General features: G+C 70.4%; 16 protein-coding genes. 9 read left to right on the top strand and 7 right to left on the bottom strand.

What is annotated here, in order from left to right; all coding sequences use genetic code 11:
• Nucleotides 1-132 precede the first annotated feature (132 nt).
• On the bottom strand, nucleotides 133-999 hold the full coding sequence (locus ACFWPS_RS10265) for a L,D-transpeptidase family protein (protein ID WP_383703092.1): 867 nt from the start codon (nucleotides 997-999) through the stop codon (nucleotides 133-135).
• A 115-nt stretch (nucleotides 1000-1114) separates the two neighbouring features.
• Here ACFWPS_RS10265 and ACFWPS_RS10260 point away from each other — a divergent pair, with 115 nt between their 5' ends.
• Together ACFWPS_RS10260 and leuE are read left to right on the top strand one after the other, a co-directional pair.
• A complete protein-coding gene (locus ACFWPS_RS10260; protein ID WP_383703090.1) occupies nucleotides 1115-2695 on the top strand; it encodes a methylmalonyl-CoA mutase in 1581 nt (526 codons plus the stop codon).
• Nucleotides 2696-2738: 43 nt separating this feature from the next.
• A complete protein-coding gene (gene leuE / locus ACFWPS_RS10255; protein ID WP_383703088.1) occupies nucleotides 2739-3392 on the top strand; it encodes a leucine efflux protein LeuE in 654 nt (217 codons plus the stop codon).
• Nucleotides 3393-3450: 58 nt separating this feature from the next.
• Here the strand turns inward: leuE and ACFWPS_RS10250 are convergent, their stop codons facing one another.
• Entirely contained in the window at nucleotides 3451-3972 is a 522-nt protein-coding gene (locus ACFWPS_RS10250) for a PadR family transcriptional regulator (protein ID WP_383703086.1), read from the bottom strand.
• Nucleotides 3973-4087: 115 nt separating this feature from the next.
• On the opposite strand from ACFWPS_RS10250, the gene ACFWPS_RS10245 reads away from it, so the two are divergent.
• Nucleotides 4088-4639 carry a hypothetical protein gene (locus tag ACFWPS_RS10245; RefSeq protein WP_383703084.1) on the top strand — a complete coding sequence of 184 codons (552 nt, stop codon included), beginning with the start codon at nucleotides 4088-4090 and terminating at the stop codon, nucleotides 4637-4639.
• A 49-nt stretch (nucleotides 4640-4688) separates the two neighbouring features.
• Nucleotides 4689-5435, top strand: a complete 747-nt coding sequence (locus tag ACFWPS_RS10240) for a TMEM175 family protein (RefSeq protein WP_383703082.1) — start codon at nucleotides 4689-4691, stop codon at nucleotides 5433-5435.
• 30 nt (nucleotides 5436-5465) lie between these two features.
• Here ACFWPS_RS10240 and ACFWPS_RS10235 read toward each other — a convergent pair whose 3' ends face one another.
• Nucleotides 5466-6851 carry an FAD-dependent monooxygenase gene (locus ACFWPS_RS10235; protein WP_383703080.1) on the bottom strand — a complete coding sequence of 462 codons (1386 nt, stop codon included), beginning with the start codon at nucleotides 6849-6851 and terminating at the stop codon, nucleotides 5466-5468.
• A gap of 71 nt (nucleotides 6852-6922) precedes the next feature.
• Here ACFWPS_RS10235 and ACFWPS_RS10230 point away from each other — a divergent pair, with 71 nt between their 5' ends.
• Nucleotides 6923-7573 carry a TetR/AcrR family transcriptional regulator C-terminal domain-containing protein gene (locus ACFWPS_RS10230; RefSeq protein ID WP_383703078.1) on the top strand — a complete coding sequence of 217 codons (651 nt, stop codon included), beginning with the start codon at nucleotides 6923-6925 and terminating at the stop codon, nucleotides 7571-7573.
• A 163-nt stretch (nucleotides 7574-7736) separates the two neighbouring features.
• On the opposite strand, the gene ACFWPS_RS10225 is transcribed toward ACFWPS_RS10230, so the two are convergent.
• Nucleotides 7737-8645 carry a class I SAM-dependent methyltransferase gene (locus tag ACFWPS_RS10225; protein WP_383703076.1) on the bottom strand — a complete coding sequence of 303 codons (909 nt, stop codon included), beginning with the start codon at nucleotides 8643-8645 and terminating at the stop codon, nucleotides 7737-7739.
• 171 nt (nucleotides 8646-8816) lie between these two features.
• On the bottom strand, nucleotides 8817-9929 hold the full coding sequence (locus tag ACFWPS_RS10220) for an acyltransferase family protein (RefSeq protein WP_383703074.1): 1113 nt from the start codon (nucleotides 9927-9929) through the stop codon (nucleotides 8817-8819).
• 262 nt (nucleotides 9930-10191) lie between these two features.
• Here ACFWPS_RS10220 and ACFWPS_RS10215 point away from each other — a divergent pair, with 262 nt between their 5' ends.
• Both ACFWPS_RS10215 and ACFWPS_RS10210 read left to right on the top strand, forming a co-directional pair.
• Nucleotides 10192-11652 (top strand): hypothetical protein, encoded by a 1461-nt coding sequence (locus tag ACFWPS_RS10215; RefSeq protein ID WP_383703072.1) that lies wholly within the window; start codon nucleotides 10192-10194, stop codon nucleotides 11650-11652.
• Nucleotides 11649-13967: a glycosyltransferase gene (locus tag ACFWPS_RS10210; protein ID WP_383703070.1), complete on the top strand. Its 2319-nt coding sequence runs from the start codon at nucleotides 11649-11651 to the stop codon at nucleotides 13965-13967. Before ACFWPS_RS10215 ends, ACFWPS_RS10210 begins: the two co-directional genes overlap by 4 nt.
• Nucleotides 13968-14078: 111 nt before the next feature.
• Here ACFWPS_RS10210 and ACFWPS_RS10205 read toward each other — a convergent pair whose 3' ends face one another.
• Both ACFWPS_RS10205 and ACFWPS_RS10200 read right to left on the bottom strand, forming a co-directional pair.
• A complete protein-coding gene (locus ACFWPS_RS10205; RefSeq protein ID WP_383703068.1) occupies nucleotides 14079-15413 on the bottom strand; it encodes an alpha-2,8-polysialyltransferase family protein in 1335 nt (444 codons plus the stop codon).
• Nucleotides 15410-16387, bottom strand: coding sequence for a glycosyltransferase family 2 protein (locus ACFWPS_RS10200; RefSeq protein WP_383703337.1), 978 nt, complete (start codon nucleotides 16385-16387; stop codon nucleotides 15410-15412). The genes ACFWPS_RS10205 and ACFWPS_RS10200 overlap by 4 nt, the downstream gene beginning before the upstream one ends.
• Nucleotides 16388-16585: 198 nt before the next feature.
• On the opposite strand from ACFWPS_RS10200, the gene ACFWPS_RS10195 reads away from it, so the two are divergent.
• Both ACFWPS_RS10195 and ACFWPS_RS10190 read left to right on the top strand, forming a co-directional pair.
• Nucleotides 16586-17926, top strand: a complete 1341-nt coding sequence (locus tag ACFWPS_RS10195) for a DUF6716 putative glycosyltransferase (protein WP_383703066.1) — start codon at nucleotides 16586-16588, stop codon at nucleotides 17924-17926.
• A 59-nt stretch (nucleotides 17927-17985) separates the two neighbouring features.
• On the top strand, nucleotides 17986-19248 hold the full coding sequence (locus tag ACFWPS_RS10190; protein ID WP_383703064.1) for a cytidylyltransferase domain-containing protein: 1263 nt from the start codon (nucleotides 17986-17988) through the stop codon (nucleotides 19246-19248).
• The last annotated feature ends 9 nt before the right edge of the window (nucleotides 19249-19257 follow it).

The following is a 19257-nucleotide window of genomic DNA, read 5'->3' as shown; positions in this document are numbered from 1 at the left end:
AGGCTGCCCTGTGCCCGCTTCGGGAGTTAGCGCGGCGGCCATCGCCGCCCGGGTCCGTGCCCTGGTGGTCTTGCCATGATTCAGCATTCTCGGTCCCGCCCGCGCCCCGCACGTCCTTCGCGCGTCTCCCGCTCACCAGTAGACGACGACCTTGTCGCCACTGCGCACCTGCGCGAACAGATCCGCGATCGCCGCCTCGTCCCGCACGTTGACGCATCCGTGCGAGCCGCCCGCGTAGCCCCGGGCCGCGAAGTCGTAGGAGTAGTGCACCGCCTGGCCGCCGCTGAAGAACATCGCGTACGGCATCGAGGAGTGGTAGAGCGTCGACACGTGGTGGCGGGACTTCCAGTAGACGTGGAACACACCCTCCCGGGTGGGGGTGTACTGCGCCCCGAACCGCACCGACATCGTCGACACGGTGCGCCCGTCGATCATCCAGCGCAGCGTCCGGCTGGTCTTGCTGATGCACAGCACCCGTCCGGTCAGGCACCGCGGATCGGGCGCGGCGGCCGGCTGACCGCCCATCAGGTACAGCTCCCACTTGCCCGGCTCGTGTGTCATCCGCACCAGCCGCCGCCAGGTCACGGCGTCGGTCTCACCCGTCCGCGGCAGCCCGCGCTTGCCCTGGAAGCCCTTGACGGCCTGGGCCGTGAGGTCGTCGTAGGTCCCCGTCGGCCCGTCGAACAGCCAGGCGACCTGGCGCAGCCGGGCCTGGAGTTCACGGACGCCGGTGCCGGTGTCGCCGCGGGTGAAGACGATGTGCGGCGGGACGGTCTCGACGGCGGACGGGGCCGGGGCGGGGGTGCCGGCGGTCGTCGTGCCGGCCGTCCCGCCGGGCGTCGTGCTGTCCGGGAGGTCGACGTGGACGGGCGAGCGGCCTTTGGCGTCGTCGCCGCCCGGCGGCTGCACGGTGCACCCGCACAGCACGGTCAGTACGGCGGCCGAGGCGAGCGCCATGCCGGGCCGCCCCAGGATCCCTGAGTACCCCGAGACCTTCATGCCGAGGATGCTTCCCCGCGTGACCGCCGCCGAACTAGGGGGCATGGTGGGAACTGACAGACGTACCTGGATATCGGCGTACAGAAGTACCGGCGTACTGCGGAGGTCGTCCATCATGGTCCGTGAGTCGGAGTCCGGACTGCCCGTCGAGCCGGTCTACGGCCCGGGGGACCTGGCGGGCTGGGACCCGGCCGGGAAGCTCGGCGACCCGGGGTCGTACCCGTTCACCCGGGGCGTCTACCCGACGATGTACACCGGCCGCCCCTGGACCATGCGCCAGTACGCCGGCTTCGGTACGGCCGCGGAGTCCAACGCCCGCTACCGGCAGCTCATCGCGCACGGCACCACCGGCCTCTCCGTCGCCTTCGACCTGCCCACCCAGATGGGCCACGACTCCGACGCGCCCCTCGCGCACGGCGAGGTCGGCAAGGTGGGCGTGGCGATCGACTCGATCGACGACATGCGGGTGCTGTTCGGCGGGATCCCGCTGGACCGGGTCTCCACGTCGATGACGATCAACGCCCCGGCGGCCGTGCTGTTGCTGCTGTACCAGCTGGTGGCGGAGGAGCAGGGCGTCGGCGCGGACCGGCTGACCGGCACGGTCCAGAACGACGTCCTGAAGGAGTACATCGCGCGCGGAACGTACATCTTCCCGCCGAAGCCCTCCCTGCGGCTGACCGCGGACATCTTCAGATACTGCCGGGCGGAGATGCCGAAGTGGAACACCATCTCCATCTCCGGCTACCACATGGCCGAGGCCGGGGCGTCCCCCGCGCAGGAGATCGCCTTCACGCTCTCCGACGGTGTCGAGTACGTGCGCACGGCGGTCGCGGCCGGCATGGACGTCGACGGCTTCGCACCCCGGCTGTCCTTCTTCTTCGTGGCCCGTACGACGCTCCTGGAGGAGGTCGCCAAGTTCCGTGCGGCGCGCCGGATCTGGGCACGGGTGATGCGCGAGGAGTTCGGCGCGCGGGACCCCAGGTCGCTGATGCTCCGCTTCCACACCCAGACCGCGGGGGTCCAGCTGACGGCCCAGCAGCCGGAGGTGAACCTGGTCCGGGTGGCCGTGCAGGCCCTGGCCGCGGTCCTCGGCGGCACCCAGTCCCTGCACACCAACTCCTTCGACGAGGCGATCGCGCTGCCGACGGACAAGAGCGCGCGGCTGGCGCTGCGCACCCAGCAGGTACTGGCGTACGAGACCGACGTGACGGCGACCGTGGACCCGTTCGCGGGTTCGTACGCCGTGGAGCGGATGACGGACGACCTGGAGGAGGCGGCCGTCGGGCTGATGCGGAAGGTCGAGGACCTGGGCGGCGCGGTGGCGGCGATCGAGCACGGCTTCCAGAAGGGCGAGATCGAACGCAACGCCTACCGCATCGCCCAGGAGACGGACGCCGGCGACCGGGTGGTGGTCGGCGTCAACCGCTTCCGGCTCGACGAGGAGGAACCGTACGAGCCGCTCCGTGTCGACCCGGCCATCGAGGCCCGGCAGACGGAGCGCCTCGCGCGGCTGCGCGCCGACCGGGACGGACCGGCGGTCCGCTCGGCCCTCGCCGCCCTGAAGAAGGCCGCCGAGGGCGACGACAACATCCTCCACCCGATGAAGGAGGCGCTGCGGGCGCGGGCGACGGTGGGCGAGGTGTGCAACGCGCTGCGGGAGGTGTGGGGCGGGTACGTCCCGACGGACGCCTTCTGACCGCGGCGGGGCATTGTCAGACGTCCGTGCGAGACTTCTTCGCATGTTCGGCGTCATCGACCTCCCCACCTATCTGGCAGGACTCGTCCTGATCGTCCTGCTGCCCGGCCCCAACTCCCTGTACGTGCTGTCCGTCGCCGCCCGGCAGGGCGTTCGGACCGGTTACACCGCCGCCGCGGGCGTGTGGTGCGGGGACACCGTGCTGATGACGCTGTCCGCGGCCGGGGTCGCCTCGCTGCTCAAGGCCAACGCCGTGCTGTTCGGGATCGTGAAGTACGCGGGCGCCGGCTATCTCACCTGGCTGGCGATAGGGATGCTGCGGGCGGCCTGGTCGATGTGGCGGTCGCGGAAGGAGCAGACGGCGGGGCAGGAGGCACCGGCCGCCGCGCCGGCGCAGGAGCGCCCGTACCGCCGCGCCCTGGTGATCAGCCTCTTCAACCCGAAGGCGATCCTGTTCTTCATCGCCTTCTTCGTGCAGTTCGTCGACCCGGGGTACGCCTATCCGGCCGTGTCCTTCGTCGTCCTGGGCGCCTTCGCCCAGCTGGCCAGCTTCCTCTACCTCAGCGCCCTGATATTCAGCGGCACCCGGCTGGCCGACGCGTTCCGCCGCCGCAGGCGGATGTCGGCGACGGCCACTTCGGCGGCGGGCGTGCTGTTCCTCGGCTTCGCGGTGAAGCTGACGCTGGCCGGCGCCTGAGTCGCCGGACGGCAGGACGGCCGGGACGGTGGCCTGACGGCGACCCCGGCCGGCTGGGTCACAGGTGTTCGGCGAGCCGTTCGGCTGCCCAGTCGGCCCATTCCGCCGAGGTCGTGGAGCCGCGCAGGCCGTATTCGAGGATCAGCCAACCGCAGATCTGCACCGGGTCGCCGACCCATTCGGCGTTGTCCCGCACGGCTTCCAGCGCGGCGAGGCGTTCGCGGTTGATGCGGGCGAAGTTCTCCAGGTAGTCGACGCCTTCCTCGCGGCTGAGCGTCCACAGGAAGAAGACCCGGAGCAGGGCGGCGCTGCGGAAGGCGAGGTCGGTGCCCGGTTCGGTGAGCCAGCCGCGCAGTTCCGCGCGCCCGGCGTCGGTGATGCCGTACTCGCGGCGCTGGCGCGCGCCGGTCCCGGTGACCTCGATCAGCCCCTTCTCGCTGAGCTTCGCCAACTCGCCGTAGACCTGGCTCTTCTGGGCGGGCCACACGGCGGACAGGCCCGACTCGAACCGCTTGAGCAGGTCGTATCCACTGGCGGGCTGCTCGGCCAGGAGACCGAGGAGTGCGTGGGGCAAGCTCATGGCCTCACCCTACCTTTCCGGAATTCACCCGTCACGGCTGGACAGAGCAAGATCGACCGGCCATCCTTGGACCGTCCAACATTGGACTCTCGGTCTGTCCCTGAGGAGACACCCGGTGAATTACGTCCGCGGTTTCGCGCCCTGGCTGTGCTACGCAGCCCTGAGCCCGGTCGACTGGCGACTGGGCACGAGCGCCGCCGCCCTGGCCGCGCTGGTTCTTTCAGCCCGGCAGCTCCGCACGCGCGCGGTCGACCTGCTGACCGCTGCCACCTGCGGGTTCTTCGTGGTCATGGCCGGTATCGCGCTGACCGATCCCGGCAACGGCCTCCAGCACTGGATCTGTGCCCTGGCGAACGCCACCCTGGCGGCCACCGCCCTGGCCTCCCTCGCCGTCCGCCGCCCGTTCACCCTGGCCTTCGCCCGGTCCGAGGTGCCCCGGGAGTTCTGGGACTCCCCCCGGTTCCTCGGCGTCAACATGGTGCTGACCGCCATCTGGGCGGCCGGGTTCACCCTCGGCGCGCTCGCCTGCGCCGCCGTCGTCGACTACGACCACTCCGCGACGGCGCCGCTCGTCACCGCCCAGATCCTGGCGTTCGTCCTCCCCTTCGCCGTCGGCGGCCGGTACGCGGCACGGGCCAGGGCCCGCGCCGCGCAGGCCATGGCGTGACCGTCCACAGCTCGTGACCGTCCACAGCTCTACGAGAAAGCAGCAGAAGATGCCCGACACCCGCGCGCAGCACACCGCCGGGCCGCAACAGGAAACCGCGAAGACCGAGCAGGCAGGGGAGGCGCAGCAGGCCGGGGAGACCCACGGCGGCCGGCCGGTGAGTCCGGAGCGGCTGATCTACTTCTCGGACGCGGTGGTGGCCATCGCCATCACCCTGCTCGCCCTGGAGCTGCCGGTCCCCACCGGGGACGTGCACGGCAACAGCGGTGTCCTGCACTTCCTGCGCGAGCACCTGACGGAGTACATCGCGTTCCTGGTCAGCTTCTGGGCCATCGCCGTCCACTGGATGATCCATCAGCGCCTGTTCCGGTACGCGACCGGACTCTCGGGCGGTGCCATCCGCTGGAACCTGCTGTGGCTGCTCGCGATCGTCCTCATGCCGTTCACGACGAAGCTGCTGACCAGTGAGGCCGACGCGTACCAGGTCCAGTTCATCGTGTACGCGGCCGACCAGGTCCTGGCCTGCCTGTTCTTCCGGCTGGCCTTCGCGGACCTGCGCAGGTCGGGCGTACTCAGCACCTCCGACCCGTCGGAGACCGTGTCGAACATGCTGGGCTGGCTGACCGCGATGATGCTGGCCTTCCTCATCTCCATACCGGTCGCGCTGGTCACGCACTGGGCGTCCCTGTGCTGGGCTCTGCTCCCGGCGATCCGGTTCTGCCTACGCGGTCTCCAGCGCCCCGTAAGGGGCGCGGGGAACTGCGCGACCAGCCACGACGGCGCCGCAGTCGACTGACGACCCGACGCGGCGCTCCCAGCGGAGCGCTCAGGCGTCGAAGGCCCCGGTGCGCGCCGCGTACGGCCGCAGCTCCTCGGCCGTCTCGCCCGCCCATCCCACATAGCCGTCCGGGCGGACCAGGAACACGCCCGGGCCGTACGACTCCGGGGCCCGCAGGCTGCGGACGCCGGCCACCGGTTCCGGGGTCAGCAGGGTCCAGTGCGGTCCCCGGAACGCGTCGAACATCCGCACCCCGTCCGCGTTCCGGCCGTCCGGTGCGCGGTCGCCGGCCCGCACCGGACCCGGGTGCACCCGGGTCTCCTCCGTCAGTGAGGACTCCCGGTAGCCGAGCGCCAGCTGGACCGTCGCCTCGCCCCGCCGTACCTCGCCGTGGTGGACGCTCGTCGAGAGGCCCAGCATGGCGGCGGCGTTCGGGCGGCGCTCCTCCTCGTAGGTGTCGAGGAGGACTTCGGGGGCCCGTCCTGCGAGGACCGCCGCCAGCTTCCAGCCCAGGTTGTAGGCGTCCTGGACGCTGGTGTTCAGGCCCTGGCCGCCGGCCGGGGAGTGGACATGGGCCGCGTCTCCGGCCAGGAAGACCCGGCCCACCCGGAACCGGTCGGCCAGTGCGGCACGGGGGCGGAAGTCGGAGGCCCAGCGCACCTCGGTGATGTCCGCCGCGTCGAGGTGGCTGTACGTCGTCACCAGCCGGCGCAGCCCCTCCAGGGACAGGTCGATCCGCGTGCCCTCGGGCAGCCGGGCGCCCAGCTGGAAGTCGTCGGTCCCGGCCAGCGGGCACAGCGCCACACCGCAGCCGTCGTCCCCGGCGAAGGTGTGCCAGTGGTCGCGGTCGAGGCCCCGCACCCGCAGGTCGGCCACCAGGAAGGGGCTCGGGTCGACCGACTCGCCGGTCATCCCGACGCCCACCGCACGCCGTACGGTCGAACGGCCGCCGTCCGCCGCCACCGCGTACCGCGCGCGAGCCGTCGTACCGTCGGCGAACTGGGCCGTCACCCCCGCCGCGTCCTGCTCCAGACCCGTCAGCCCGCGCCCGAACCCGACCCGGCCGCCCAGCTCCCGCAGCCGCGCGTACAGCACTTCCTGGGTGCGCCACTGCGCGACCATCAGCGGTTCGGTGTACGGCGCCCCTTCGTCCGCCGCGACCGCGTCGAACATCGGCTCCGTCTCCAGCGGCTCGCCGTTCTTCCAGAGCAGCCGGGGCGGGTAGGGGCCGCCGGCCGCGCGCATCGCGTCGAGCACGCCGAGGTCGTCGTAGACCTCCTGGGTGCGGGGCTGGATCCCCTTGCCGCGCGAGCCCGGGGACAGCCTCTCGCCCGCCTCCACGACCAGCGCGTCCACCCCGCGCCGGGCGAGCTCGATACCGAGGGCGAGCCCGGCGGGCCCGGCGCCCACGACCAGTACATCCACCGCATCCATCACATTTCTCCTTAACGCTGTTAAGTGCCGTTGCCGACAAGGCTGCCCTTAACGCTGTTAAGCTGTCAAGCGTGAGTACGGAACGACGCGCCCCCCTCGACCGCCGCCGGGTCGCCGACACGGCCCTGCGCCTGCTCAACGAGGCCGGCCTGGAGGGCCTGACCCTCCGGGCCATCGCCAGGGAGCTGGACGTCAAGGCCCCGGCCCTCTACTGGCACTTCAAGGACAAGCAGGCGCTGCTCGACGAGATGGCGACGGAGATGTACCGCCGCATGGTCGCGGACACGCAGCTCGACCCCGCCGGCACCTGGCAGGACGGGCTGCGCACGGCGGGCCGGAGGCTGCGCACGGCCCTGCTCGGCTACCGCGACGGCGCCAGGGTCTACAGCGGCTCACGCTTCACGGGCATCGAGCACGCCCCGGAGCAGGAGACCTACCTGCGCATCATGACGGAGGCCGGCTTCACCCTCGCCCAGGCGGCCCAGGCGGGCATGACGACGAACGCCTACACCGTCGGCTTCGTGACCGAGCAACAGGGCGTCGAACCCCTCCCGGGCCAACGCCGGGCGGGCTACGACGTGGACGAACGCGCCCGCCTCCTGGCCGACTTCCCCCTGTCGGCAGCGGCGGGCCGGGAACTCTTCACCGACTACGACCGCCAGTTCGAGGAGGGCCTGGAACTGGTCATCGACGGAATCAGCGCCCGCTACAAGATCGCTTGAGACCGGCGCACTCCTAAGGAGCGGGGGGGCTGTATCGAATACGCGGCTCCGCCGCGCGGGCGCGAGCAACCACAGCGCCCCGTAAGGGGCGCGGGGAACTGCGCGACCAGCCACAACGCACCCGCACCCGCCCGACGGCCCCCCTCGGCCCCCCCGCCACGCGTTACCGCATCGCCCTCCGAAGTACCCGCGTCAGCACGGGCGGCAGCAGATCCACCGCAACCCTCCGCACCCGGCTCCGCCTCTGAGGAACCGACGGCGACACCATCGGCGCCGCAGGCGCTGGAGTCGGCTCCGGCGCCTCCGGCGCAACCGAGTAGCGGGACGGCGGGAACTCCGGTGCCCGCATCCCCTTCGACTTCAGCCGTATGATCCGGTGCCCCGCCGCCTCCTGCATGCTCAGGTGGCAGTCGGTCCGCCCCCGCACCGTCTCGATCAGCTCCTCCTGCACCGGCCCGGGGTCCCCCCACGTCCCGTACAGCTTCTGGGTGCTGATGCATATCGGCCGCAGCTCCCCGTTGAGAACCGCCTCCCACGTGGCGATGGAGACGCCGGGCGTGTGCTCGGAGCGGAAGTCGTCGAGGACCACGATCCCGTCGGGGAGCAGCAGCTCGCGGGCCGCCCTTATGTCGCCGTTCACATGCTCGTACAGATGCGACGCGTCGACATGCACGAACCGGCAGGAGCGCGGCGCCACTTCGCCCGGTACGACCGAGCTGGGCCCCTGGAGCACCCGGGGCAGAGCGTCGTGGAAGGCGAGGTAGTTCTCCTCGAAGATCTGCCGGGTCAGCCTGCCGTAGGACTTCGTCGACTCCGCGCGGTTCGCGTCGTCGGGCGCGTCGCCCTCGAAGAGGTCGCAGACCGTGAACGACTCGCCGGGCCGCAGATGCCGGCCGGTGAAGATGGCGCTCTTCCCCATGTAGACCCCGACCTCGAGCAGGTCGCCCCGCGTTCCGGAGGCTTCCTGGCGGCTCAGGAACCAGTCGAAGAGCACTTGGTCGAGCACGGGGAACCAGCCGGGGACGTCGTCGAGACGGTGCGGCGGTCGGATCGTTTCCTGGGTGGTGGCCATACGGAAGGAGCACTCCCTCGATACGCGGTACGGAAGCCTGTGAGAAACCTGCGGAACGCCTGTGCGCGGCAGGGCTCTACGGTGCCTGCCCGCCGTACACCTCCGAAACCAACGGAGAGGTGAACGACGGGCCAACTTCCCAAAGTGAACGAGAGGTGAATCAGAAACGAATCACGACGTCTTCAGGGCCCTTTTCAGTCTTGGCCCGAACGGTGTCTCCACGAACCGGTGGATCAGCCAGGCCAGTCCGAGCATCCCGCACACCGTGAGCAATAGCGTCGGCCATGGCGGAATTCCCCACCCCCGGTGCAGCACCCGGATCACGAACCATCCGATGTGTTCGTGGACCAGGTAGAAGGGGTAGGTCAGCGCCCCGGCCGTGGTCAGCCAGGGCCAGGCAGCCCGGCGCGTCCAGCCCGCCGCCACCGCCGCGACCGCGGCGAACGCCAGGGTGACGACGAGCATCGCGACGTACGGGTTCCGCGGGGCGCCCGGGTGCCACAGCGCCTCGGTGGCGGTGCGCAGCCCGAGGATCCAGGAGAGCGCCACGATGCCCCAGGGCAGCAGCCGGCCGCCGAAGCGGTGGACGAGGTAGAGGGCCAGGCCGCCGACGAAGTACGGAGCGTACCGGGGCATCACGACCAGCTCGGCCCATGACCCGTCGCCGGCCGCGGTGGACAGGACGGCGGCCAGGGTCCACACCGAGCAGAACAGCACCACCCTGCGGTAGGTGACGCCCGGCAGGACGACCGTCAGCGCGAACAGGGCGTAGAAGCGGACCTCCACCCAGAGTGTCCAGCAGACGCCGAGGACGCGGGGCGCGCCCATCGGCTGCTGCAGCATCGTCAGGTTGACCAGGAACTCGTCGGGGCGCACGGCGTGGATGACGGCCGGCAGGATCAGGGACGCGCCGGTGACCAGCGCCAGGGCGGCCCAGTAGGCGGGGTAGAGGCGGGCGACGCGGGAGCGGAAGAAGTCGCCGAGGGGGCGGCCCCAGCTGCTCATGCAGATGACGAAGCCGCTGATGACGAAGAAGAACTCGACGCCGAGGCAGCCGTAGGCGGCCGGCCGGGACAGGGTCGGGAAGACCTGCTCGGGGTTCTGGTGCCAGGACGCGGCGACGACTCCGCCGCGTCCCGCGTAGTGGTAGAGGCAGACCATCAGGGCGGCGGCGAGCCGTAGTCCGTCGAGGGCGAGAAGGCGGGTGCGGGGGTGTCCGGGTGGGGCCGGGACGACCGGGATCTGCGCAGGCGGGGGCGCCAGTGTGGGGGTCGCGAGTGACATGGTCCGGGATGCCTACCCGGGTCCGGACGGTTAATCATCCGATCTGTTCGTGAAGTCCCCGGCAGGTGGGAAGTCCAATACCGTCACCTGGGGGAATCATAGAAAGTGTGCGGTGAACCTGCTAACCATTCTCTTACACGTCGGTGTTCGTTAACCATATAGTCGTTTTGGCTTCCTAGTTTCTCCATCCATCCCCCCGGTGCGGGTCGCCTCACCACACACAGCCATTACACAAGCTTTGCTTGGCAAAATCAGGAGAGCTATGACGAGGGTCCAGAACAGGCGGGCACCTGCGCGCGGAGGGGAGCTGGACGACTGCCTGCACGCCTGCGCCGTGCACAGCGGCAAAGTGGTCGGCAGCCTCGACCGCCGTCGCGCGGAGCTGGCGGAGCAGCTGCGCAAGCTGCTGGTGGTCGTTGCCACGGAAGGCACCACCACGCCGGCGCCTGCCTCGGCCGGCGGTGCGACGGCGCTTCTCAAGCGCGCCGTCAAGGGCGCGGCCAGCCCCTCCGGCGGGATCAACAACGACCTGCTGGACGCTCTGCTCGCGGTCGCCAACAAGGCCCTGGAGTGCGGTTACAACGACGAGCTGAACCTCGCCCTGGTGATCAGCGACACCGTCCTCGCCCAGCGCAAGAACTCCCGCGCCGGCTGGCGGCTGCGTGCCCGCATCCTGGAGGGCCTCGGCGAGGAGCGCGAGGCCGTCGAGGCCTACGAGCGCTACCTCGAACTCACCACCGACGACGGCTTCGGCGTCGCCAACCGGGTCAGCGGCATGCGCCGCGCCGCCGAGCGCGAGGGCGAACTGCTCGGCCTCCTGAAGCGCCAGGTCCCCGCCGCCGCGGAGCACGTCCGCACGCCCTCCACCGCCACCTGGGCCGAGGGCCTCGCCCTGCAGGCCGCCGGCGACTGGCAGGCCGCCGAGCCCCGCCTGGTCGGCGCGCTGCTCGCCCTCGCCGAGGACGAGGCACCGGTGAACGACCGCCAGGAACTGCTCAGCCAGTACCTGGACCTGCGCCTCGCCGAGGGCAACGACGCCGGTCTCGCCGAGGCCGTCGCGCTCTACGCCGAGCAGCGCCGCATCCGGATGCGCGGCCCGGTCGCCAACCCGACCGTCGACGGCGTGCAGTGGATCAGCCTCGGCGAGTTCCGCAACCAGATCGCCGGCAAGTCCGTCTGCCTGATCGCCAACTCGGGCCGGGTCGGCGCCGGCGGCATCGGCAAGCAGATCGACGACTACGACCTGGTCGTCCGCTTCAACTCGTACAAGATCGACCCGAAGCACACCGGCGCGCGCACCGACATCCACGTCAGCATCCACAAGCACGCCTTCAACTGGGAGAAGCCGGTGACCACCCGGCTGATCTTCGGCGGCGTCTCGGGCGACTGGAAGCACTCGCTGCGCAACAAGCTGGTGCCCGGCGCGCAGAAGTACCTCGGCGACGAGTCGCTGCGCTGGCCGATGCGCAACATCGGGCAGATCAGCACCGACACCTGGTCGGGCATCCCGACGTCCGGCTTCAACATGCTGTGGCTGCTGGACTTCCTGGACGTCAGCCCGACCCTGGACCTGATCGGCTTCGACTTCTACGAGAGCGGCGCCTACCGCGTGCAGGAGGCCATGAAGCTGGCCATCACCTCCGTGCACGAATACACCAGCGAGAAGGACTGGGTCATGCAGCGGGCCCAGAGCGTGACCGACATGAGGATCTCCCTGCGATGACGACCACCTTCACCCCGGCGGTGCCGAACACCGACGCGAGCGCCCTCACCAAGAAGCGCCGGATAGCCTTCGCGTCCTACGTGGACGAGAACTACCTGCCCGGCTTCCTGGTCCTGCTGCGCAGCCTCGCCCTGTCCAACCCGGGCGTCTGCGAGGACTTCGTCGTGCTCTACGACGACCTGCGCCCGGCCTCCATCGCCAAGATCCGCGCCCTGCACCCACGGATCGTGCTGCAGCGGGTCAACGACACGCACTACGACTCGTACGTCAAGGGCGACCAGGACAACTACCTGGTCCGCAAGGCGTACTTCATCCTCGACATCTTCCGGCTGCGCGACTACGACACGGTCATCACCCTGGACACCGACATGGTCGTCCTCGGCGGTCTCGGCGAGCTCCTGGAGCTGCGCGAGGGCCTCGCGGCCGTGCCCCAGTTCTTCTACGGGCAGCACAAGCTGAACTCCGGCCTTCTGGTGATCCAGAAGGAGTACCTGTCCGACGAGTTCTGCGCGAAGATCGACAAGACCGGCCGCAGCGGCGACTACGAGCTGGACAAGCACGACCAGGGCATCCTGAACGCCGTCCTGGACGGCGACTTCGTCCGCCTCGACGCCAAGTACAACTTCGTCAAGCGGCGGCTCTCCGGCGACCTCCCGGTCCCCGAGGAGACGAAGATCCTGCACTTCACCGGGCGGCACAAGCCCTGGCAGGGCGGCGAGACCGGCTACGCGCAGGCCGAGGACCGCTGGCGCGAGTTCGAGCTGACCGACGCCGAGTTCCACGCGGCCTACTTCGCCGCCCCCGGCGGCCTCCACCACGACCTGGTGGTCCACTTCGGCACCCCGCACGTCAAGCGCACCGGTGACGTCGAGATCGCCCGCAAGGTGGCCGCCGCGCACATCGCGTCCGGCGACTACCAGGACGCCGTCGACGTCATGAGCAGCGTGCACATCCCGCTGGACGAGGCCTGGCCGCACGAGGTGCTCGGCCACGCCCTGATGAGCGTCTCCCGCTACGACGAGGCCAAGACCCAGCTGCTGCTCGCCAGCGCCGCCCCCAACCGGGCCGCGACCGCCTTCGCGCGGCTGGCCCAGATGGCCTGGGTGCACGGCGACAACACCGAGGCCCTCAAGTACGCCACCGCCGGCCTCACCGTGGACCCCACGCACCGCTCCAGCCGCCTGTGGGCCCAGCGCGCGGCCGCCGTCCCCTCCCAGGAGCAGGGCAGCGCCGAGGACCAGCTGGCGCACGTCGCGTTCTACATGGACCGGCAGGGCAACGCGGGCGACAAGCTGCTCCCGGAGACCGTCCGGCTCGGCTTCGGCCCGGACACCACCTCCCGGCGCTGGCACTCGGTGCACGCCCACCGCTACTTCGACAAGGCCGCCGTGGAGCGCGTCAACGCCCGCCGGGGCCTGGTCATCGGCGGCGGCGGTCTGTTCATCCCGGACACCATGCCCAACGGCAACAGCGCCTGGCAGTGGAACGTCCCGGACGAGCACCTGCGCGCCATCGACGTCCCGATCATGGTCTACGCGGTCGGCTTCAACGCCTTCGACGGCCAGTCCTACCGGGCCAACCGGTTCAACGAGAGCCTGCGGCTGCTGGTCGAGAAGTCCTCCTTCTTCGGTCTGCGCAACCACGGCTCCATCGCCAAGGTCCGCGGCATGCTCCCGCCGGAGCTCCAGGACAAGGTCGTCTTCCAGCCCTGCCCCACCACGGTCATGCGCCAGCTGGTGACCGGCTGGACCGACCCGGCGTACCGCGAGGACACGGTCATGCTCAACGCGGCCTACGACCGGGCGGGGCTGCGCTTCGGCCACGACTACGCGCACTTCCTCGCCGAGATGGCCAAGGCCGTCCGCAAGATCGGCGAGCACACCGAGGTCAAGTGCGTCGCGCACTCCCTGGACGACGAGAAGATCGCCTTCGACCTGCGCCGCGAGCACGGCATCTCGCTGCCGGTGATCCCGATGTACGACTTCTCCAACGACGAGATCCGCGAGACGTACGCCAAGACCCGCCTGGTCATCGGCATGCGCGGGCACGCCGGCATGATCCCGTTCGGGGTCGGCACGCCCATCATCTCCCTCATCTCGCACCCGAAGATGGCGTACTTCCTGAACGACATCGAGCGGCCCGAGTGGGGCGTCTCGGTGCACGAGCGGGACCTCGGCGAGATCCTCACCGAGCGCGCGATCGGCATCCTCGACAACCACAGCCGTACCGTCGCCGACGTGCACGACCGGCAGGAACAGCTGTGGAAGGTCACCGAGGAGAACCGCGCCACGATCAAGAAGATCCTGGGCAGGTGACACCGAAGGGGCGGGTCCGATCAGGACCCGCCCCATGGGCAGCGCCCCGTAAGGGGCGCGGGGAACTGCGCGACCAGCCACGACGGCGCCGCAGACGAAATGACGCGGAGCTTACTTCCGCACGACCCGCCGCAGGTTCCGTGCCTTACGCGCCATCCGCCGCACGGTCGCGTTGCGCAACGGGAACGACAGCTGCGCCGGCACCCCGCCGGGCAGCCCGAGCGAGGTCAGGCGCTTGCGCTTGAAGTACCGGGTGGTCGTGTCGTTCAGATGCTTCGTCAGATAGCGCTCGGTCTCCGCGCGCAGCTGTGGATGGATCTTCGGCTGCATGGCGAAGCCCACCGCACGGATCAGCTCGCCGAGGGCCTCGACGCTCATCCGCGGGCGCTGCGCCTCGACCGCCTTGCGGTCGGTGAGCTCGGGGATCAGCGCGTCGACGACGGTGACCGGGACGCGGTTGCTGTTCTCGTACGGGGTGAGCTTGTCGAGAAGGGTGTCGGTGCCGATGCAGGCGGTCGGCAGGCCGTACAGCGCGGACGCCGTGAGCAGCGCGGTGGAGAAGCAGCCGACGACCAGGGCGGGACGCATCCGCTGGTAGAGCACCTCGGCGAGGACCGTGGTGTCCAGGACCGTGAGGTCGACCTTGAGCTTCTCGGCCTCCTGCTCCAGGGTGCGGACGAACCGGGCCGGGGCGGAGGGGTGCGGCTTGAACACGACCTTGGTGTGGCCGAGCTCGACGGCGCCCTTGAGCATCCGGACGTGCAGGTTCTCCTCCTGTTCGGGGGAGAGGATGCCGAGCGCGGAGAGGTACTGGCCGAGCAGCAGGGCCGGTTCCTCGATCTCGGGCAACTCGTCGCCGCTGGGGGCGAGTTCGGCGAGCACCTTGGTGAACGCGGGGGTCGGCACGACCTCGCCGGGGACGCCGAACTCGGTGAGCAGCATCGGCTGCAGGCCCGGCACCAGGTCGAGGTGGAGGACCCGGTCGACGCGGGTGCCGACCAGCGGGTCGATCTTGTTGCGGGTCGGGCCGTAGCTCATCAGGCCGTCGGCATAGACCGTGACCGGGGCGCCGGTGAAGATCTGGGTGAGGCTGAGCGAGGGGTTGACCTGGATCGACTCGACGGCGAACTCGACGTCGTCGTCGCCCAGTTGCCACTCGTGGCGCAGGAAGCGTTCCCACAGCGGGTGGTCTTCGAGCCGGGGGGCCCAGCCGCCCGGGTGGAACGGGAAGATCGTCTCGTTGTACGAGATCACGTCGTCGAAGCGGTCGCGCAGCCGCTCGAAGCCGGGCGCCTCGTCCAGGCCCGGGGTGGTCTCGGGGGTCGCCGCGTTGTTGCAGACCAGCAGGATGCGCCGGTCGGCCGGGCGGAAGGCGCCGGAGTCCAGGGCGGCGGCCAGGGTGGCGGTGCCGTAGAGGGTGGACGCCTGGAAGATCTGGGTGGTCACGCGGCGGCTCCCGCGGGGGCGGGACGGCGGCGCAGCCGGCGCAGCTTGGTGGCGCGCTGGAGGTCCATGGAGTCCAGGGCCTCGTCCAGCACGTCCTGCGGCATCCGCCGCAGTGCGGCCGCACTCATGGATTTCAGCTTCTTCGCCACCGCGGGCTCGAACCTTTCGATGGATCCCAGGTGATGGGAAATGATGGCGCAATACGTACGGACGGCCTTCGGCAGGAGTTCCTTCGCGTCGGCGTCCTGTGCCGTTTCCTCGATCACCTGGTCGAACGCGCGAATGAAATCGAGCTGACGGACGTCGCCGATCTGTGTGAGTGAAGAGGCTACGCCACGCCGGTAGAAGACGCCGAGCAGGTTCACCGCGGCGAAGGACTCGGCCTCCCGGTGCAGCTTCCAGATCCACGGCCGGTCCTCGGCCGTGCGCAGCCCGTCCGTGAAATGCACGAGCCCCTTGTCCACCAGCCGGCGGTGGTAGACGCCCGCCCAGGCGTAGGCGTAGTCGACGGAGGTGGACCGGTCGGCGGGCAGGATGGCGTCCCGCGGGTTCATCACGACGTTCCGGCGGCCGACCGGCACCCGGGTCACGACCCGGGCGCGCGCGGTGCACTGCACATGGTCGGTACGGACGAAGTCGCAGTTCAGCGACTCGATCGCGGCGACGAGCTGCGGGTAGTAGCCCGGTGCCAGCCAGTCGTCGCCGTCCAGGAAGGTCACGTACTCGCCGCGTGCGTTGTCGATGCCGGTGTTGCGCGCGGTGGCCAGCCCCCCGTTCTGCTCGTGTCTGACATGGACCGCGCCAGGGAGCTCGCGCTCTGCTCGCGCGAGAATCTCTGGTGTCCCGTCGGTCGAGCAGTCGTCGACGAGAATGAATTCGAAGTCCTCACGCGCGTTCGCGCGCAGGCTCCTCAGGGTGTCGGGCGCGTATTGCTGCACGTTGTAGAACGGCACGATGACGGAGAGCTTGACCACGTGGAGGACGTTAGGCGGGCGCCCGTCATCCGTCTTGGCCGTTTCCTTGATTCGAGGTGAACGACGCGTGGCGAAGCTGTGAACCAGCTGAATTTGAAGGCTTATCTCGAGCTGATTCGCCATCCGGAGACGTGTTGTTAACCTTTTGTTGGATTCGGGTTCGGGAGTTCCTCGGAATGGCTTCCTAGCGTCTTCGACGTGCCAGCAAGTGCAACGAAGTCCCTGCGGGTGGCCGTCCTGGCGGATTCCGATACTCGGTGGAAGTGGGGGGCGCTGACCGCGAAGCGCCTGATTCCCAACGAAAGCGACAATTCGGACGTTCGGCTCGACGGTTACCTTCTGCGTGGCCGTGCCACCCCCACCGCCCGCCAGCTCCAGGAAGTCGGCGTTCACGCGGACTCGCTCCGCGAAGTGACGGCCGTCGAGTTCCTGAGAGACATGGAACAGCAGTCGTACGACATCCTCGTCCTCTCCCTCGTCGGCGGCGGGACGCAGGCCATGCTGCACGGGCTGCGCAGCGCCTGGGCCGGCCGGGAGAAGCGGCCCGTCGTCGTCACCGGCTACGTCGGCGTCGTCTACGAGAAGCTCGCCGACGGCCTGCTGCTGCGGCACGGCGCGGACCTCGTCCTCGCCAACTCCCGCCAGGACGCCGACCGTTTCCGGGCGGTGTACGACGGGGTCGGCGCCGACTCCTCGTCGGTGACCGAGGTCGCGCTGCCGTTCCTGGGCGGGGCGCCCTACGAAGGCGAACACGACCCGTACACCGTGGTGTTCGCCGCCCAGCCCTCGGTCCCCGACAGCCGCAGGGACCGTACCTACCTGCTCAACCGGCTGATCCAGCACGCCCGCAAGCACCCCGAGCGGGAAGTGCTGCTCAAACTGCGTTCCAAGCCCGGCGAGCACACCACCCACATCGAGGAACTGCCGTACCAGAAGCTGGTCCAGGGCAAGGACGTGCCCGCCAACTTCCGGCTGGTCTACGGCCACATGGGCGAGGTGCTCGACCGCACCGACCTCCTGGTCACGATGAGCTCGACGGCCGCCCTGGAGTCCCTGCACCGCCGGATCCCGACCGTGGTCCTCACCGACCTCGGCATCCGCGAGGCGCTCGGCAACCACCACTTCGTCGGCTCCGGCTGCCTCGCCTCCTGGGACCAGCTCGACGCCGGACACCGCCCGGTGCCCGACGCCGAGTGGGTCTCACGGCAGGGCGTCGCCGCTGGGGGTACCCCCTCCGGGGGAGGCACGTATGAGCAGGCCTTCGACGCGGCCCGCGAACGCATCGCGAAGCTGCTCGGACGGCCTGGAGGGCTGCCGCCCCTCACCCCCTACTACACACCCGAGACCGCGTCCGGTTACCTGCCCGGCATTCTGGCCCGCCACCACCTCGGCCCCGACGGCGCCCCGCTTCCGGGCGCGCCGGCCGCCGACAAGGCCCCGGGCCCCGTCCGCCAGATCGTGCGTCGGGCCGCACGCGGCGCCTACCGCCACGGCGTCCAGCGGGTGGCCCCCGTGATCCGACGAATGGGAGAGCTGTGAGCGACCGGATCCCGCGTCAGACGCCGCCGGCGTCCGACGGACCTGAAGGAACAGAGCCGATGCCCCACCCCGAAGCCGCCGTAGTGCCCCGCGTCCTCGCCGTGATCCCCGCCCGGGGCGGCTCCAAGGGCGTCCCCGCGAAGAACCTCGCCCCGGTCGGCGGCGTCCCGCTGGTCGCCCGCGCGGTCCGCGAGTGCGTAGCCGCCCGCCTGGTGACCGACGTGGTCGTCTCCACCGACGACCAGGCGATCGCCGCGGCCGCCCGCTCCGCCGGCGCCGAGGTCGTGCTGCGCCCCGCCGCCATCGCCGGCGACACCGCCACCTCCGAGGCCGCCGTCCTGCACGCCATGGACGCCCACGAGGCGCTGCACGGCGCCCCGGTCGACGTGGTCCTCCTCGTGCAGTGCACCAGCCCGTTCATCGTCCGCGAGGACATCGACGGGGTGGCCGGCGCGGTCGTCCGGAACGGTGCCGACACCGCCCTGACCGTGGCCCCCTTCCACGGCTTCGTCTGGCGCGACGAGGTGCACGCCCCGGTGCCGGTACCGGCTGTCGGTGACGCCGACGAGGCCTCCGCCAGCGGCGGCTTCGGCGTCAACCACGACAAGTCGTTCCGCCCGCGCCGCCAGGACCGCCCCCAGGACTTCCTGGAGACCGGCGCCGCCTACGCGATGCGCGCCGACGGCTTCCGCGAGCACCAGCACCGCTTCTTCGGCCACACCGAACTGGTGCGGACCGACCCGGCCCGCGTGCTGGAGATCGACGACCCGCACGAGCTGGCCCGCGCCCGCGCCCTGGCCCCGCTCTTCGACGCGGACCGCCCCGGCGCGCTCCCGACCGCCGACGACGTCGACGCGGTCGTACTGGACTTCGACGGCACCCAGACCGACGACCGGGTGCTGATCGACGCCGATGGAAAGGAGTTCGTCTCCGTGCACCGCGGCGACGGACTCGGCATCGCCGCCCTGCGCAAGAGCGGGCTCAAGATGCTGGTCCTCTCCACGGAGCAGAACCCGGTCGTCGCCGCCCGGGCCCGGAAGCTACAGATTCCGGTCCTGCACGGCATCGACCGCAAGGACCTCGCACTCAAGCAGTGGTGCGAGGAGCAGGGCATCGCTCCCGAGCGCGTGCTCTACGTCGGAAACGACGTCAATGACCTCCCGTGCTTCGCCGTCGCCGGCTGGCCCGTGGCGGTCGCGAGCGCCCACGACGTCGTACGCGGCGCCGCACGCGCGGTCACCACCCTCCCCGGCGGTGACGGCGCGATCCGAGAGATCGCCAGCTGGATCCTCGGCCCCTCTCTCGATTCCCTCCCGAAGTAAGGACACCCC

This window comes from Streptomyces sp. NPDC058457 (genome assembly GCF_042720695.1).
In the GTDB taxonomy this organism is placed as follows: domain Bacteria; phylum Actinomycetota; class Actinomycetes; order Streptomycetales; family Streptomycetaceae; genus Streptomyces.
This window is presented reverse-complemented; position numbering and strand designations above follow the sequence as displayed.